The 15,380-nt window shown below is 70.7% G+C and carries 15 protein-coding genes; 3 read left to right on the top strand and 12 right to left on the bottom strand.

Features of this window, described 5'->3' with window-relative positions:
• Nucleotides 1-23: 23 nt before the first annotated feature.
• The 9 genes from M2157_RS03140 to M2157_RS03180 form a co-directional block, all read right to left on the bottom strand.
• Complete coding sequence (locus M2157_RS03140) at nucleotides 24-674, bottom strand: CoA transferase subunit B (protein ID WP_280860224.1); 651 nt, start codon at nucleotides 672-674, stop codon at nucleotides 24-26.
• Nucleotides 674-1,456, bottom strand: a complete 783-nt coding sequence (locus tag M2157_RS03145; protein ID WP_280864325.1) for a CoA transferase subunit A — start codon at nucleotides 1,454-1,456, stop codon at nucleotides 674-676. The genes M2157_RS03140 and M2157_RS03145 overlap by 1 nt, the downstream gene beginning before the upstream one ends.
• A gap of 43 nt (nucleotides 1,457-1,499) precedes the next feature.
• Complete coding sequence (locus M2157_RS03150) at nucleotides 1,500-2,252, bottom strand: SDR family oxidoreductase (RefSeq protein ID WP_280864326.1); 753 nt, start codon at nucleotides 2,250-2,252, stop codon at nucleotides 1,500-1,502.
• Nucleotides 2,249-3,208: a fumarylacetoacetate hydrolase family protein gene (locus tag M2157_RS03155; protein ID WP_280864327.1), complete on the bottom strand. Its 960-nt coding sequence runs from the start codon at nucleotides 3,206-3,208 to the stop codon at nucleotides 2,249-2,251. The genes M2157_RS03150 and M2157_RS03155 overlap by 4 nt, the downstream gene beginning before the upstream one ends.
• Before the next feature lie 121 nt (nucleotides 3,209-3,329).
• Nucleotides 3,330-4,268, bottom strand: a complete 939-nt coding sequence (locus tag M2157_RS03160; RefSeq protein WP_280864328.1) for a VOC family protein — start codon at nucleotides 4,266-4,268, stop codon at nucleotides 3,330-3,332.
• 38 nt (nucleotides 4,269-4,306) lie between these two features.
• The gene (locus M2157_RS03165) at nucleotides 4,307-5,356 is read right to left on the bottom strand and encodes an amidohydrolase family protein (protein WP_280860229.1); all 1,050 of its coding nucleotides are present in this window, start codon (nucleotides 5,354-5,356) and stop codon (nucleotides 4,307-4,309) included.
• Nucleotides 5,353-6,483, bottom strand: a complete 1,131-nt coding sequence (locus M2157_RS03170) for an FAD-dependent oxidoreductase (protein ID WP_280864329.1) — start codon at nucleotides 6,481-6,483, stop codon at nucleotides 5,353-5,355. Before M2157_RS03170 ends, M2157_RS03165 begins: the two co-directional genes overlap by 4 nt.
• Before the next feature lie 65 nt (nucleotides 6,484-6,548).
• Nucleotides 6,549-7,505, bottom strand: coding sequence for a cyclase family protein (locus tag M2157_RS03175; RefSeq protein ID WP_280864330.1), 957 nt, complete (start codon nucleotides 7,503-7,505; stop codon nucleotides 6,549-6,551).
• On the bottom strand, nucleotides 7,502-8,500 hold the full coding sequence (locus tag M2157_RS03180) for a fumarylacetoacetate hydrolase family protein (RefSeq protein WP_280860232.1): 999 nt from the start codon (nucleotides 8,498-8,500) through the stop codon (nucleotides 7,502-7,504). Before M2157_RS03180 ends, M2157_RS03175 begins: the two co-directional genes overlap by 4 nt.
• 129 nt (nucleotides 8,501-8,629) lie before the next feature.
• Between M2157_RS03180 and M2157_RS03185 the strand changes: the two genes are divergently transcribed.
• Nucleotides 8,630-9,574, top strand: a complete 945-nt coding sequence (locus tag M2157_RS03185) for a LysR family transcriptional regulator (RefSeq protein ID WP_280860233.1) — start codon at nucleotides 8,630-8,632, stop codon at nucleotides 9,572-9,574.
• 162 nt (nucleotides 9,575-9,736) lie between these two features.
• Nucleotides 9,737-10,942: an MFS transporter gene (locus M2157_RS03190; RefSeq protein ID WP_280864331.1), complete on the top strand. Its 1,206-nt coding sequence runs from the start codon at nucleotides 9,737-9,739 to the stop codon at nucleotides 10,940-10,942.
• Between the two features lie 110 nt (nucleotides 10,943-11,052).
• Here M2157_RS03190 and M2157_RS03195 read toward each other — a convergent pair whose 3' ends face one another.
• Nucleotides 11,053-12,477: an MFS transporter gene (locus M2157_RS03195; protein ID WP_280864332.1), complete on the bottom strand. Its 1,425-nt coding sequence runs from the start codon at nucleotides 12,475-12,477 to the stop codon at nucleotides 11,053-11,055.
• Here M2157_RS03195 and M2157_RS03200 point away from each other — a divergent pair.
• A complete protein-coding gene (locus M2157_RS03200) occupies nucleotides 12,476-12,640 on the top strand; it encodes a hypothetical protein (protein ID WP_280864333.1) in 165 nt (54 codons plus the stop codon). The genes M2157_RS03195 and M2157_RS03200 overlap by 2 nt on opposite strands.
• Before the next feature lie 225 nt (nucleotides 12,641-12,865).
• Here the strand turns inward: M2157_RS03200 and M2157_RS03205 are convergent, their stop codons facing one another.
• Nucleotides 12,866-13,486, bottom strand: coding sequence for a nuclear transport factor 2 family protein (locus tag M2157_RS03205; RefSeq protein ID WP_280864334.1), 621 nt, complete (start codon nucleotides 13,484-13,486; stop codon nucleotides 12,866-12,868).
• A gap of 16 nt (nucleotides 13,487-13,502) precedes the next feature.
• Nucleotides 13,503-15,020 (bottom strand): aldehyde dehydrogenase family protein, encoded by a 1,518-nt coding sequence (locus M2157_RS03210; protein WP_280864335.1) that lies wholly within the window; start codon nucleotides 15,018-15,020, stop codon nucleotides 13,503-13,505.
• Between the last annotated feature and the right edge of the window lie 360 nt (nucleotides 15,021-15,380).

Genomic DNA, 15,380 nt, shown 5'->3' on the forward strand with positions numbered 1-15,380 from the left:
GCGGGATGAAAGGGCGGCGGGAATCAGCAGGCGGCCGTGACGGCGACGGTGTGCAGCGGCGCGCCGGTGCGGGCGCGGATGTCCTCGACGGTGGCTCCGGGTGCTGTCTCGACGAGCGCGAGGCCTGTCGGCGTGATGTCCAGGACGCCGAGGTCGGTGATGATGCGGTGGACGCACCGCTCCCCTGTCAACGGCAGGGAGCATTCCTCGACGATCTTGGGCGTGCCGTCCTTGGCGATGTGGTCCATCAGGACGATGACGCGCCGGGCGCCGTGGACGAGGTCCATGGCGCCGCCCATGCCCTTGACCATCTTTCCGGGAATCATCCAGTTGGCCAGGTCGCCGTTGGCCGACACCTGCATGGCGCCAAGGACGGCGGTGTCGATGTGCCCGCCGCGGATCATCCCGAAGGACAGCGAGGAGTCGAAGAACGAGGCGCCGGGCAGCACCGTCACGGTCTCCTTGCCGGCGTTGATCAGGTCGGGGTCGACCTCGTCCTCGGTGGGATAGGGCCCGGTGCCGAGGATGCCGTTCTCGGAGTGCAGCACGACATGCACACCGGCCGGCAGATGGCCGGGGATCAGGGTCGGCAGGCCGATGCCGAGGTTGACGTAGGAGCCGTCGGTGAGTTCGGCGGCGGCGCGGGCGGCCATCTGGTCGCGGGTCCAGGCCATCAGGTACGTACCGTTCCTCGTGTCGGAGACGCGGAGATCGAAAGGCGCTCGACCGGCTTGTCGGCTGCCTCTTCAGCGGTGAGGGCCACGACCCGCTGGACGAAGATGCCGGGCAGGTGCACCTCCTCGGGACGCAGCTCCCCCGGCTCCACGAGTTCCTCCACCTCGGCGACGGTGATGCGGCCGGCCATCGCGGCGAGCGGGTTGAAGTTGGCGGCGGACCTACGGAAGACGAGGTTGCCGTGCCGGTCGCCGCGCCAGGCTCGTACCAGGGCGAAGTCGGTGGTGATGCCGTGCTCCAGGACGTGGGTACGGCCGTCGAAGCCGCGGGTCTCCTTGGGCGGCGAGGCCACGACGACCGAGCCGTCGGCCGCATGGCGCCAGGGCAGTCCACCCCGCTCCACCTGTGTGCCGACGCCGGCCGGGGTGTAGAAGGCGGGGATGCCCGCCCCGCCCGCGCGCAGCCGCTCGGCCAGCGTGCCCTGCGGAACCAGCTCCACCTCCAGCTCGCCGGCCAGGTACTGGCGGGCGAACTCCTTGTTCTCGCCGACGTAGGAGCCGGTCACCCGGGCGATGCGGCCCGCGGCCAGGAGAACGCCGAGACCGCGGCCGTCGACTCCGCAGTTGTTGGAGACGACCTTCAGACCGTCCGCGCCCTGTTCGTGCAGGGCACGGACGAGGACTTCGGGTACGCCGCTGAGGCCGAAGCCACCGACGGCCAGCGAGGCGCCGTCCGGAATGTCGGCGACCGCCCTCGCTGCACTGGTGCTGACCTTGTTCATTTGCGAAGGCCCTTTCTGGTGGCGGCACGGCCCAGGGTGCCGGTCATGGCGTCGCCGGTCGCAGGGCGTCCGAGACGGACTTGGCTCCGCCGTGCGCGGTGAGGCCGCCGTCGACGGCGATCTCCGCGCCGGTGATGAACGACGACTCGTCCGACAGCAGGAAGACGATCAGTGGGGCGACCTCGTCGACGGTGCCGGTGCGGCCGAGCGGGGTCTCGCGGATGTTGGCCTCGCGGAAGGCGGGGGCGGCGGAGGCGGTCATCTCGGTCTCGATGTAGCCGGGGTGGATCGTGTTGACGCGGATTCCGCGCGGGCCGAGTTCCAGCGCCGCCGTCCGGGACAGCCCGCGCAGGCCCCACTTGCTGACGGTGTACGCCACCGGGTAGTGGGCGGTGAGCGCGGCGGAGGAGCCGACATTGACGATCGAGGCGCCGGGCGGCATCAGCGGGGCGAGGTGCTGGATGCCGAGCAGCGGGCCGGTGACGTTGACGGCGTGGACGCGGTCGAAGTCCTCGGGGCGTACGTCTCCGAGCCGGGCCCGCCAGGTGATGCCCGCGTTGTTGACCAGGCCGTGGACCTGCCCGTACGCCTCCTTCAACTCGGCGGCGAGATCGGCCCAGTCCTGTTCGCTGGTGACGTCGAGACGGCGGCAGCCGGGTGCCTCGGTCACATCGGTGGCGATCACCCGGGCGCCCTCGCGGGTCAGTGCCTCGGCCTCGGCGGCACCCTGGCCGCGGGCCGCGCCGGTGACCACGACCACCTTGCCCAGCAGCCGCTTGGCGTGCAGGTCCGTCATGGCCGCTCCCGGCTGCGGCGCCGGCCGGCCGGCAGCGGCACGGGATCGGCGCCGGGGACGACGGTGTTGGTGAGTGTGCCGATGCCCTCGACGGTGAGCGAGACGGTGTCGCCGGGCTCCAGCGGCGGCGGAGTCCGCTCGCCCCGCAGCCCCCACAGCTCGGCGAGGCAGCCGCCGTTCCCGCACGTGCCGGAGCCCAGGACGTCACCCGGCACGACCCGGGTGCCACGGGAGGCGTAGGCGACCATCTCCTCGAAGGTCCAGCTCATGTTGGACAGCAGGTCCTTGCCGACCACCTGCCCGTTGACCTCGGCGGTCAGGGCCAGCCGCAGAAAGCCCTCCGCGTCCCGGTACGGCTCCAGTTCGTCGGCGGTGACCAGGTACGGGCCGAGGGTGGTGGCGGTGTCCTTGCCCTTGCAGGGGCCGAGGCCGACCTTCATCTCGGCGGACTGGAGGTCACGCGCGGACCAGTCGTTGAAGACCATGTAGCCGACGATGTGCTCACGGGCCTGCTCGGGGGTGAGGTCGCGGCCCTCGCGGCCGATGACGGCGGCGACTTCGAGTTCGAAGTCCAGGGCCTGGGACCCCGGCGGCATGGGAATGTCGTCGTGCGGCCCGAACACGGCGTGGGGGTTGGTGAAGTAGAAGGTCGGCGCGGCGTACCAGGCGTCCGGCACTCCGCTCGCTCCGTCGACCGAGCTTCGTACGCCCTCGACGTGCTCCTCGAAGGTGACGAAGTCCCGTATGGAGGCCGGCCGGAGCGGTGGCAGCAGTCGCACCTCGGCGACGTGCGGTCCGGCCGGGGCGTCCAGGGCCGTGGCCCCCGCTTCGGAGAGGGCTCCTGCTGTGATCAGTTCGGTGAGGGTGCGCTCGCCGGGGACCGGGTGGAGGCGGCCGTCCTCGCCGACGACGGCGACCTGGCGCTGGTGTCGGTGCTCGTATGCGGCGAAACGCATGTGCGTGCTCCAGGCTCTGGGATACGGGGGTTTCGGGGTTCTCGGGGGCGGGAGGCACCGGGGGCGCGGCGGGCAGCCAGGGCGGGACAGGACGTGCCGCGCCCCCGGAAATGAAGGGGGATCAGACCGGCGGGGCGACGAACACGCCTCGGTCGACGTCGTTGAACGACTCCTTGGCGACGAGTTCGTTCATCGGGTTGGCCGTGCCCCACTGGTCGGCGACGTCGGGCTGGGAGAAGTCGTAGACCTGCGGGTGCCAGGTGTCCTCGTCGACGACCTCCAGCTCGGTCGTGTACTCGACGGTGTTGCCGTGCGGGTCGAGGAAGTAGCTGAAGGTGTTGTCGCCCGCCGTGTGCCGGCCGGGGCCCCAGACCTTGTGGACTCCGGCCCGCAGCAGGCGGCCGGTGCCGCGCAGGTACTCGTCGATGCCGCGCATCTCGAAGGAGACGTGGTGCACGGACGTGTGCGGGCCCTGTGCGACGGCCATCGAGTGGTGCTGGTTGGAGATCCGCATGAAGTGCATGACCTCGCCCATGTGCGGTGAGCTGAGCGTGTCGGTCAGGCGGAAGCCGAGGTGGCGCTCGTACCACTCGCGGGTGCGGTTGAGGTCCGGGGAGTTGAGGACGACGTGGCTCAGCCTGACCGGGATCGACTCCTTCTCCTCGATCCTGCGGTGCTGCCGGGCCTCGACGTCGGCGGAGACCTCGATGGTGCGGCCGTCGACGTCGAAGAAGCGGAAGCCGTAGCCGCCGCCTGGGGTGTCGACCTTGCCCGGCTGGGAGATCAACTGCACGCCGCCCGCGAGGAGTTGTTCGGCGAGTGTGTCCACTTCGGCCGGGCTCGCGGCGCCGTAGGAGACGAGGTCGAGGCGCTTCTCCTCGGCCTTGCGCAGCCGGACCACGTACTGCTCGGGGCTGCCCTCGGCGGCCAGGAAGGAGATGCCGGAGTCCTCGGCGACCTTGGTCAGGCCCCAGACGCCGGCGTAGAAGTCGAGCTGTTTGTCGTAGTCGGGTACGGCGAGGTCGACGTGGCGGAGGTGGGTCAGCAGGCGTGCACTCATGATGGGTTTCCTCCCGTGGGGGCAGGTGAGCGTGGGGGTCAGGTGAGCTGCAGCAGCGCTGCCGCGTTGCCGCCGCGTACGGCCTGGAAGTCGGCTTCGGGCAGGTGGGCGGAGCGCAGTGCCCCGACGGGGTCCTCGGTGCCCATGTCGAAGGGGAAGTCGGAGCCGAGCAGGACCCGGTCCGCGCCCGCGGCGGCGATGAGCGCGCGCAGGACGTGGGGGTCGTGGACGAGGGAGTCGAAGAAGAGTCGTTTGAGGTAGCTGCTGGGCAGGTGGGCGCAGTCCGCGCCCGCGTCGGTGCGGACGGACCAGGCGTGGTCGGCGCGGCCGATGTGGGTGGGGAGGTAGCCGCCGCCGTGCGCCGCGATCAGTTTCAGTGCCGGATGGCGGTCCAGGACCCCGGAGAAGATGAGGTGGGACAGCGCGACGGCGTTCTCGGTGGGTTGGCCGACGGTGTTGGACAGGTACCACCGGTCGAGCCGCTCGTCGAGGGTGCAGCCGAACGGGTGGAGGAAGAGCACCGCGCCGGTTTCCTCGGCCCGCCGCCAGAAGGGCTCGTAGGCGGGGTCGGACAGCTCGCGGCCCGGCGCGTGGCTGGAGATCTCCACGCCCAACAGGCCCTGTTCCAGGGCGTGTTCGAGTGCCGGGACGGCCAGGGCGGGGTGGTGCAAGGGGACCAGGCCCAGCCCTTTGAGCCGGTCCGGTGCGGCCGAGCAGTGGGCAGCTGTGCCCTCGTTGGCCAGCCGGCACACCTTGTCGGAGGTCGCCTCGTCCGTCCAGTGGTGGTAGTGCGACGGGGACGGGCTGACCAGCTGCACATCGACGCCCTGGGCGTCCATCGCGGCCAGCCGCACACCGGTGTCGGTGAGCCGGGGCAACCGCTCGTGCACCATCGGCCCGTTGACGGCCAGCGCGGCCGGCCCGTTGCGGCGGGCGTCGAGCGCCCTCGCCTCGGCCAGGCCCGGCAAGCCGCCCACCAGCGCCTCAATCGCGGGCAGCAGGACGTGGGCGTGCACATCGACCGTTGGCCAGGGGTACGGGTCAGTGCTCGTCGTGGGCTGGTGGCCGGGGCGCGGGTAGGAGGTCACGGCAGGTCCCTGAGCATGGTCGACATGCGGTTGACCAGGCCGGGCAGATCGGCGTCACGCACCCCGTCGAGCTGCCACTGCCCGATTTGCACGGAGGCGTCCACCACCGGGCGCACCCGCGCGATACGGCGCTCGTAGTACCTCTGGAACAACTGGTCGCCCCAGTCGTCGCTACCGGTGAGCAGCTCGGCGAGGACCAGCGCGTCCTCCAGGGACATCGCGGCGCCCTGGGCCAGGGTGGGCGGGCAGCTGTGGGCCGCGTCACCGATCAGCACGACCCGTCCGCGGTGCCAGGAGCCTTCCACCAGCAGCCGGTGGTACCACGTGTAGTTGACCTTCGCCGGATCGTCGATGTGCTTGACGATCTCGGTCCAGTGGCCGCCGTACCCCTGCACGAGGCCGCGCATCTCGTCGGCGTAGCTCTCAGGGGGTATGGACGCGCGATCGCGGTTGGCCTCGACCGCGTAGGCGTAGATGGTGTTCCGGCTCGTGGGGCAGTAGCCGGCGATGTAGGCGGGGCCGCCGTAGGCGAGGTCGGTGCGCTCCAGGCCCTCGGGACGAGGAGCGGCGATGCGCCAGATGGCCATACCGGTCGGCACGGGACGGTCGGGGATGCCGATCGCGGCTCGTGTGCTCGATCCCATGCCGTCCGCGGCGATCACCAGGTCGTAGCGGCCGTCGTTGCCGTCGGTGAAACGCACCCGCACGCCGTCGGCGTCCTGGTCGAAGCTCTCGGCGCGGGTGCCGAGCCGCACCGAGGCGCCGCTCGCCCGGACCGCGTCGATGAGGATGCACTGCAACTGCGGGCGCTGCATGCCGACGGTGGCGGGCAGGTCGTCACCGCCGGTGCGGATGTCCTCGACGACGTGCTGGACGGTGCCGTCCGGACCGGTGATGCCGAGCGATCCGAAGCCGAACCCGGAGGCCTGCACCTGCTCCCACACGCCCAGTTCGCGCAGGACGCGCAGGGCGTTGCCCTGGACGGTGATGCCGGAGCCCGCGGTGGCGTTCCAGTCCTCTCTGGCCTCGATGAGGTCGACGGTCAGTCCGGCCCGGCGGAGGAGGATGGTGACGGCGTTGCCGGCCGATCCGCCGCCGACGACCAGGACGGTGCGGGGTGTTCTCATAGGGGAAGTCCTTTGTCCTCAGGTTGCTCCGGGCGAGGTGTTCCTCTGGTTGCTCCGGGCGAGGGCTACTTGACGGCGATCGGGTTGACGGGAGAGCCGACGGCTCCGGTGATCGGGAGGGGGGCGGCGGTGAGCCAGAACTCGTACACGCCGTCGGCCGCGCAGTCCGCGGCGAGCGTGTCGAGGTCCCACATCTCGCCGATCAGCAGGCCCATGTTGGGGATGACGACCTGGTGCAGCGGCTGGAAGGCGTGCTCGAACTCGTTGGGCCGGACCTCGAAGCCCCAGGTGTCGGTGGCGATCGCGGCGATCTCCGTGCGGTGCAGCCAGCCGGCCGTGGTGAACGAGAGGCCGGGTGCCGCGCCGCCCGCGTAGTCGCCCCAGCCGTCGCGGCGGACCCGGCTGAGCTGTCCGGTACGTACGGCGACGATGTCCCCGCGGCCGACCCGCACCCCGTGGGCGGCGGCGGCCTGGGTGAGGTGTTCCTCGGTGACGGCGAACCCGTCGGGCAACTCGCCGTTCTGCCCGTGGACTTGGCCGACGTCGAGGAGCACGCCGCGCCCGGCGACGTGCGGCGCCATGTGCTCGATGCCGGTGACGAGGTCGCCGTCGGAGGTGACGACCTTCTCGGCAGCCCGGCCGTTCCACGCCTTGCCGTGGTCGAAGATGTGCCCCAGGCCGTCCCACTGGGTTGAGCACTGGAGCGGCATCGCGATCACGTCGTCGGCGCCGCCGATGCCGTGCGGGAAGCCCTGGTTTCCGAGGGCGGCGTCGGTTCCGGTGTCGAGCATGGTGTGCACCGGGTTGGTGCGGCGACGCCAGCCCTTCTGCGGGCCGTCCATGTCGAACCGCTGTGACAGCGAGAAACTGACGCCCCGCCGGACGAGGGCGGCACCCTCGCGTCGCTTGCTCTCGTCGAGGAAGTTGAGGGTGCCGAGGACATCGTCCTCGCCCCAACGGCCCCAGTTGGAGTACTTCTTGGCGGCCTCGGCGATCGTGCCCTCGGGGTCGTTCCGGTTCATGAACCTGTCTCCTGGGCCACACATCGGGTGCGCTGCACGCCGAGACCGGTGATGGACCCCTCCATGACGTCGCCGTCGCGCAGCAGCCGCCCCCAGTGGATGCCGTTACCGGCCGGGCTGCCTGTCAACACGAGGTCGCCGGGCAGCAGTTGGGAAGTCCGGGAGATGTACGACACCAGCCTGGCGACTCCGAAGAGCATGTCCTTGGTGGACTCGTCCTGCATGGTCTCGCCGTTGAGCTTGAGCGTGACCCGCAGATCGCCGGGGTCGGCGATCGACTCGGCCGGCACGATCCACGGGCCGAGCGGGGTGAAACCGGGGGCGTTCTTGCTGCGCAGCCAGTCGGTGCCGATGGCAGGCATGTCGCGGCGGAAGACGGTGGCACGGTCGGTGAGGTCGTTGGCGATGGTGTAGCCGGCGACGTACTCCAGCGCCTCGTCCGTGGACAACCGGTAGCCGGGCTTGCCGATGACGGCTGCCAACTCCAGTTCCCAGTCCGGCTTTTCGGCCCAGTCGGGAAGGTGTACGTCATCGTACGGCCCGGTGATCGCGCTGGGCAGGCCGATGAAGACGTACGGCAGGTCCTCGGCCGCCCGCCGGTCCATGAGCGCGGCGATCTCCTGGCGGGCCTCCTCGACGGTGCGTGGGTCGTCGGGGGCGCGGTGGGCGACCTCCAGGTCGATCACGTGCTGCCGGTAGTTCGCGCCCGACTGGAAGACCTGCCGGGGCTCCACCGGAGCGTGCACCCGCAGGTCCCCGAGAGGCTGCCAGGCGGCCTTGTCGTCCCTGGCGAGGGCGTGCAGGCGAGGCGTGGTCTCGGCCCAGCTCTCCAGGAGCGTACGGGTGGTCAGCTCCCGCTCGCCGAAGGCCGCGCGCAGGTCGAGGGCGCGGCCGTCCGGCGTGACGAGAGCGGGGAACGGGACCCCGTCAGGGGCGGAGAGGGTACCGAGTGCAAAAGGTCCGGCGAAAGGGACCGACGTGGCTGCGGGTTTCACGAACGTGTCCTCCTGATTGCGATGGGACTAATCTGGCCGCAGCCTTTGGAATAAGGGAAATCGATTATCCGGATGGCCGTCATCCGTCGGACTTATCCCGTCGACGCCCTCGCACGCTGGAGTGCCGCCGTGAACCTGGCAAGCCTTGATCTCAATCTGGTCGTCGCCCTGCGCGCCCTGCTGGAGGAGCGCAACGTCACCAGGGCCGGCCGGCGCGTCGGTCTGAGCCAGCCCGCGATGAGCGGCGCGCTCGCCCGGCTGCGCCGGCACTTCGACGACGACCTGCTCGCCCGCGTCGGAGGGCACTACGAACTGACGGCCCTCGGCCAAGTACTGCTCGACCGCACCTCCACCGTCTGCGACCAGCTGGAACGCCTCTTCACCAGCCAGGCCGACTTCGATCCGGCGACGGAGTCCCGCGAATTCACCCTCGGCGTCAGCGACTACTCGGTGGCGGTCTTCGGCGCCGAGCTCACCCGGATCCTCGACCGCGAGGCGCCCGGCGTCCGCGTGCGCTTCGTCCAGATCCCGCCCCGCATCACCGAGGTGGCCGCTGCCGTGCTGAGCAGCCTGGACGGCATGATCATGCCGCACGGCATCATCAGCGACTTCCCCGTCACCGAGCTGTACGAGGACGGCTGGGTCTTCCTCGTCGCCGAGGACAACCCCGAGGTGGGCGACCACCTCTCCCGCGACGACCTGGCGCGCCTGCCGTGGGTGACATATCTGCGTGCTTACGACACCCCCGCGGTCCACCAGCTCGGCATGCTCGGCATCGAACCGCGGGTGAGCGTCTCCGTCGACAGCTTCACGGTGCTGCCCTTCCTGGTCGCCGGCACCCACCGGATCGCCCTCATCCCGGCACTCCTCGCCGAACGCCTGCGCGGCACCGCACCGGTACGGATCATGACGCCGCCGTACGAGACGGTCCCCCTGCGCGAGGCGCTCTGGTGGCACCCCGTCCACACCCACGACGCCGGGCACATCTGGCTGCGGACCACGGCCGCCCGGGTGGCGTCGGCCGTGCGGGCAGGCCCCATCCGCGGCACGAATGGCGAGGATCCGGCAGTGTGATCACGTGAGGGGTAGTCGCCGGGAACGGCCTGGCCCATAGTCGGGGCAGTCCCCGACGCCCGCTGTCCCGGGCGTGTCCCCTCTGGTGCGCCGGTGCCCCGCTGCGTGTCATGGCCGCAGCGGTTCTGCGCCGCACCCCTGCCACCACTCGTGGAGTTCGGCATGTCCAGACCCGTTTCCCCGCCCGCGCCCGCCGACAGCCTCCGCCCGAATACCGAGAACGCGGGGCCGCTGCGCGCCGTGCTCCTGATGGCGGGCAGCTGTCTGCCGGTGCTGGGCGCCGTCCTTCTCGCGCCGGTCCTGCCGAAGATGCAGGAACACTTCGCGACCGTGCCCGGAGTGAAGACCCTCGTCCCGGTCGTCCTGACCATCCCCGCGCTCGCGCTCGCACTGCTCGCCCCTTTCGCGGGCGTCATCGTGGACCGCCTCGGCCGGGTACGGCTGCTGGTCGGGGCGACGATTCTGTACGCGCTGCTCGGTACCGCCCCGCTGTGGCTGGACTCGCTCGGCGCCATCGTGATCAGCCGGGTGCTGGTCGGCATCGCCGAGGCGGCCATCATGACCTGCTGCACCACGTTGATCGGCGACTACTACAGCGGTCGGACGCGCGAACGCTACCTGGCCCTGCAGACCATGTGCGCCTCCATCTCCGCCACCGCGTTCTTCGTCATCGGCGGCGCCCTCGGCTCGGCGGGCTGGCGCGCACCCTTCTGGATCTACGCCGTGGGCCTGCTGCTGGCCCCCGCCATGGCGCTCACCCTGTCCAAGCCCATGCCGGCCGGCGCCGCGGAAGCCGAAGAACCCGCAGGCGAGACCAGGCCGTTCCCCGTGCGCCTGCTGGCCGGCATCTGCGCACTCACCGTGTTCGGCGCGATGGTCTTCTACACCGTGCCCGTCGAGATGTCCTACCTGCTCGACGACCTGGGCGTGAAGTCCACCGGCGTCATCGGCCTGGCCACCGCGGTCGCCAGCGCCGCCACTGTGGTCGGTTCCATCACTTTCACCAGACTGTCCGGCAGCCCGGACCGCAGGCTGCCCCTGGTGTTCGCCCTGTGCGCGGCCGGTTTCGTGCTGATCGCCCTGGCGAACAGCCCGGTGATCGTGATCGTCGGTGCGGTGCTCAACTGCCTTGGCACCGGCATGCTGTTGCCCTCACTGCTGACCATCGCGATGTCCAGGCTCAGCTACGCCGACCGGGGACGCGGCACCGGTCTGTGGACGGCCGCCTTCTTCGCGGGTGAGTTCATCTGTCCGCTCGTCCTGATCGGCCTGGAATCGGCCACGGGCAGCATGGCCCACGCCGTCGGCCTCCTCGGACTCGCCTCGGCCCTGGTCGCCGGCGGGTTGCTGCTCGGCCGTCGCCGGTAGCCGCTGTTCGGTCTCCGAGAGGGTCCGGCGGGCACACGCCGCCCGCCCCTCACCGGTCTGCGGAAGGGTCACGGCCGCCGAGCACAGCAGCGCGGTGCGCACGGCGCTGCTCAGGGCAGGGGGATGGCCAGCTCTGAGCTGCGACCGCCGCGCAGGAACAGCACGCTGATCACGGCGGCCACCACGCAGGCGAGGGCGCTCACCAGGAACCCGAGGTTGTAGCCATGTGCCAGCGCCTCCGTCACCAGCGTGCCGACCCGCGGTCCCATAGGCGCCGAGGCCACGGCGAGCGGGCCTCCCCCGGCGGCGACGGCCTGCACCGCGTGCTGCTGCGCGGCGGCCAGACCGGCGTGGGGCAGGGCCTGGGCCAGCGCGGTTCCGGCCGAGGTCAGCGCCACGGTGCCGATGATGGCCGGGCCGAGAGCCTGGCCGAAGCCGCGCAGCAGTGTCGTGACGGCGCTTGCCATCCCGCTGAGTTCGATCGGCACGGTGTTCACCGCGGCGGCGGTCAGCGCACCGATCAGGAGGCCGAAGCCCATGCCGCTGAGGATGAGCGCCGGGAGCATGGTCAGCAGACTGGTGTCGCTCACGGGCAGCGCCATCAGCCACAGCTGCCCCGCTGCGGTCAGCACCAGACCGGCGGCGAGCATCATCCGCGGAGCGACCTTGCGGAGCAGGCGCACCAGCAGCGGTCCCATGAGCGGTGTGACGCCCTGCATCACCACGAACGGCCATGCCGACTCCAAGGGACTCCGGTGCTGGATCACCCCCAGCCGGACGCTCAGCCCGTACGCTCCGCCGAGAGAGCCGAACATCCCGATCACCGCGACGACAGCCGCGGCGGAGAAGGCAGGGATCCGGAACACGTCCAGCTTCAGCATCGCGGACGTCGACCTGGCCTCGATGACCAGGAACGCGGCCAGGAACACGACGCCGAGGAGGAAGGCGGTCACCACAGCAGGTGATCCCCAGCCCGACGTCGGACCCTGGATGACTCCGAAGAGCAGGGCGGGGATGGCCACGGTGATGGTCGCCTGTCCTGGCAGGTCCAGCGATCTGCCCTGCGGCGCACGGGAGTCACCGGCGAACACCAGGCTCAGTCCGAGACTGATGACGGCGAACAGCCCCACCGCCACGAAGGCCCAGCGGAACGATGTGAACTCCACGACGGCGCCGGACATCACAGGAGCGACCAGCGCGCCGACGGACAGCGCGGTCGTCCAGGCCGCGAGCCCGCGCGCCCGCTCGGCCGCCCCGGGGGTCGCAGCGGTGATCGACGCGAGTGACGAGGCGAACAGGGCCGCGGCGCCGATACCGGAGAGCGCCTGCCCCACGTACAGGGCGTGCACCGAGACGCCGATCGCGGCGACCGCATAGCCGATCGCCATCAGGCTCGCACCGCCTACGAGAATCCTCTTGCGCCCGTAGAGGTCGCCGAGTACGCCGAACGTCAGGCCCAGCGTCGCGGTCGGCACCAGGAAGGCTGCATTGATCCAGGACAGCTGGGGGCCGGACACATGCAGTGTCTGTTGCATGACGCCGGTGATCGCTGCAGGCAGGCCCATCCCGACCGTTGCGATGAAGACCGCGGTGCAAGCGGCGAGGAGTGTGCCGGTGCTCAGTGCCGCCGGCTCGGATGTTGAGGAACGGGAAGGTGACGACGCGACGTTGGGTATCAACTACATCAGTCCTCGATGAGGCCGGTGATGGCACACCGGCGAAATGGTTCGATGCGGCGTCTGCGGCCGCCTGGTGCAGGGTGGGAGTCGCGCTCGCACACGGTCCGCATCGCCTGTGGTTCGGCCGGTCCGATGCCGGAGGCGCCACGTGCAGGAGGCCTTCTGGCCTTACGAGGGCGCCATGGACGTCCGTCGTGGCCCTGCCGTGTCAGTCCGGCACCGGTGCCTCGGTGACCCGGCGGTACTACAGAAGCGGGGACGCCGAGCCGTCGAGCCAGGCCGCCCCTCGGGCGTACAGTGCCTCGACCGCGGGTCCGGTCAGTCCGGGCATGTCGGGCTTGACCTGGTAGCCGATCCTGCTCTGGAGGTAGGCGAGGTGCCGGTAGCCCTCGGGGAACGCGGCGAGCAGGTCGGGGTCGAGATCGGGGCCGTTGGACATGCTGACGGGATCCAGCCGGTCCTTCTCGTAGATGGGCTGGCGCAGCACGATGGTCCAGCGTCCGTCGTGCTGCGCGAGGAAGTCGTAGAAGCGGCCGGTGCACACCACGTCGCACACGACACCCTCGACCTCGCCACGCTGCGAGATGGTCATCTTGGTCTGCGCCACCGCCCGGCTGCCGCCGACCTCGACGGTGGTGCCGCCGAGGAAGTGCAGGATGCGCACGCCTCGGTCGAAGCCCTCACGGCTGACGCGGATGAACTCCTCGCCGGTGCCCTGGAACCAGGTGGCCATCATCCGGCCCTCCGGGTGCCACACCTCTCGGAAGCGGTCCCAGTCGGCCGCGTCCCGCCACAGCGCCCAGTTCTCGATCAGTTCGCGGATCGCCAGGCGCTCCGTCGCCTCAGGACCGATCAGATTGTTCACGTGCGAAATCTCCTTGCTAGATCGGGTAGTGGCGCGGCTGCTGGGAGACGGTGACCCAGCGCAGATCGGTGAACTCGTGCAATGCGGCGCGTGCGCCGAAGCGGCCCCAGCCGCTGTCGCCGACGCCGCCGAAGGGCATCAGCACCTCGTCGTGGACGGTGGCGCCGTTGACGTGGACTACGCCGGTGTGCAGCCGTTCGGCCACGGACATGGCACGGGATTCGTCCTTGCCGAACACCGCGCCGGACAGGCCGTAGGGGGTGTCGTTGGCGATGCGGAGGGCGTCGTCCACGCCGTCCGCGACGACCACGCTCACCACGGGGCCGAACGACTCCTCGTGGTACAGGCGCATCTCGGGGGTCACGCCGGTGACGACGGTGGGCTGGTGGACCAAGCCGTCGAAGCCGCCCCCGGCCGCGATCAGCGCACCGCGCTCGACCGCGTCGTCCAGGAGTGCGCGCAGGTGGGCGAGGGACCGGCGGTTGATGACGGGGCCGACCTGGGTGTCCGGGTTCCTCGGGTCGCCGGTGACCAGGGCCTTGGCGCGGGCGGCCAGTCGCTCGGTGAAGGCATCGGCCACGGACCGGTCGACGACGATCCGCTCGGTCGACATGCAGATCTGGCCCTGGTACATGAAGGCGCCGAAGGAGGCCGCAGCCGCCGCGGCGGCGAGATCGGCGTCGTCGAGGACGATCAGCGGTGCCTTGCCGCCCAGTTCCAGCAGTGTCCGCTTGAAGTGGGTGGCCGCCTTCTCGGCGATGATCCTGCCGACCCTCGTTGAGCCGGTGAAGTTCACGACGCCGACTCCCGGGTGGACGACGAGCTCTTCGACGATCTCGGCGGCGTCCTCGGGGGCGTTGGTGATCAGGTTCACCACGCCGTCGGGCATGCCGGCGTCGCGCAGTACGGCGACGATCGCGCCGTGTGTGCGGGGCGACTCCTCGGATCCCTTGAGGACGACGGTGTTGCCGTAGGCCAGGGCCCACGCGATGGCGCGGACACCGAGGATGAGCGGGGCGTTCCACGGCGCGATGCCGACGACCACCCCCACGGGCCGGCGCACGGCCGTGGCCCGCAGCCCCGGGACGTCGGAGGGCAGCACCTCGCCGATCAGGCCGTAGGCCTGCACGGCTGCCTCACGCATGATGCCGACGGCGACGTGGACGTTGAAGTGGGCCCAGGACGCCGCGGCGCCGTTCTCCTCGGTCATGTTGGCGGCGATCGAGGGAGCACGTTCCTCCAGCAGGTCTGCCGCCCGCGACAGGATCGCTCGCCGTTCGGCGGGAGAGGTGTGCGACCAGCTGTCGAACGCCGCGCGGGCCGCCTCCACCGCTGCTGCGGCATCGGCCCGTGACGCCGCAGCGACGGGTTGCAGGGGCTCCTCGGTGATGGGGCTGAGGGTGAAGGTCGTACGGCCGCCCTCGGCCGCCCTCCACCGGCCGCCGATCAGCAGCCGTTGGGTGCCGTCGTCCGGCTCGGACACGATCACGACCGGGGTGGCGGCTTGGGGTTGGGGTGAGTTGATGGTGCCCATCGGCGCTGCTGCTCCTTGACGGTTGGTGGATTGCTGGGTTGCTGGGGCCGCGACGGGTCAGGACGAGGTCGTACTCGACCGAGAACCACGGGCCGACGACGCCGGTGGGACGGCCCGGGTCGTCGGCCGTGCGGGAGATGCGTGCGGGAGACGAAGGAGCGGACCGCGGACGGCTTGACCGCGAAGGCGGTGTCCGAGTCGAGGTGGTCGCCGTCCTCGTCGTGGATGTGCGTGGTCAGCGACCGGTATCCGGGGGCGTCCACGTTCGAGTGGATCAGGGCGGGCTGCCACAACTGGCGCCCGGTGGGGCCCGGCATCCTGTCGACCGGCCCGTCACGCGGGATGGGGTTACGGCCAACA

The sequence above is a fragment of the Streptomyces sp. SAI-127 genome (assembly GCF_029894425.1).
GTDB lineage: Bacteria > Actinomycetota > Actinomycetes > Streptomycetales > Streptomycetaceae > Streptomyces.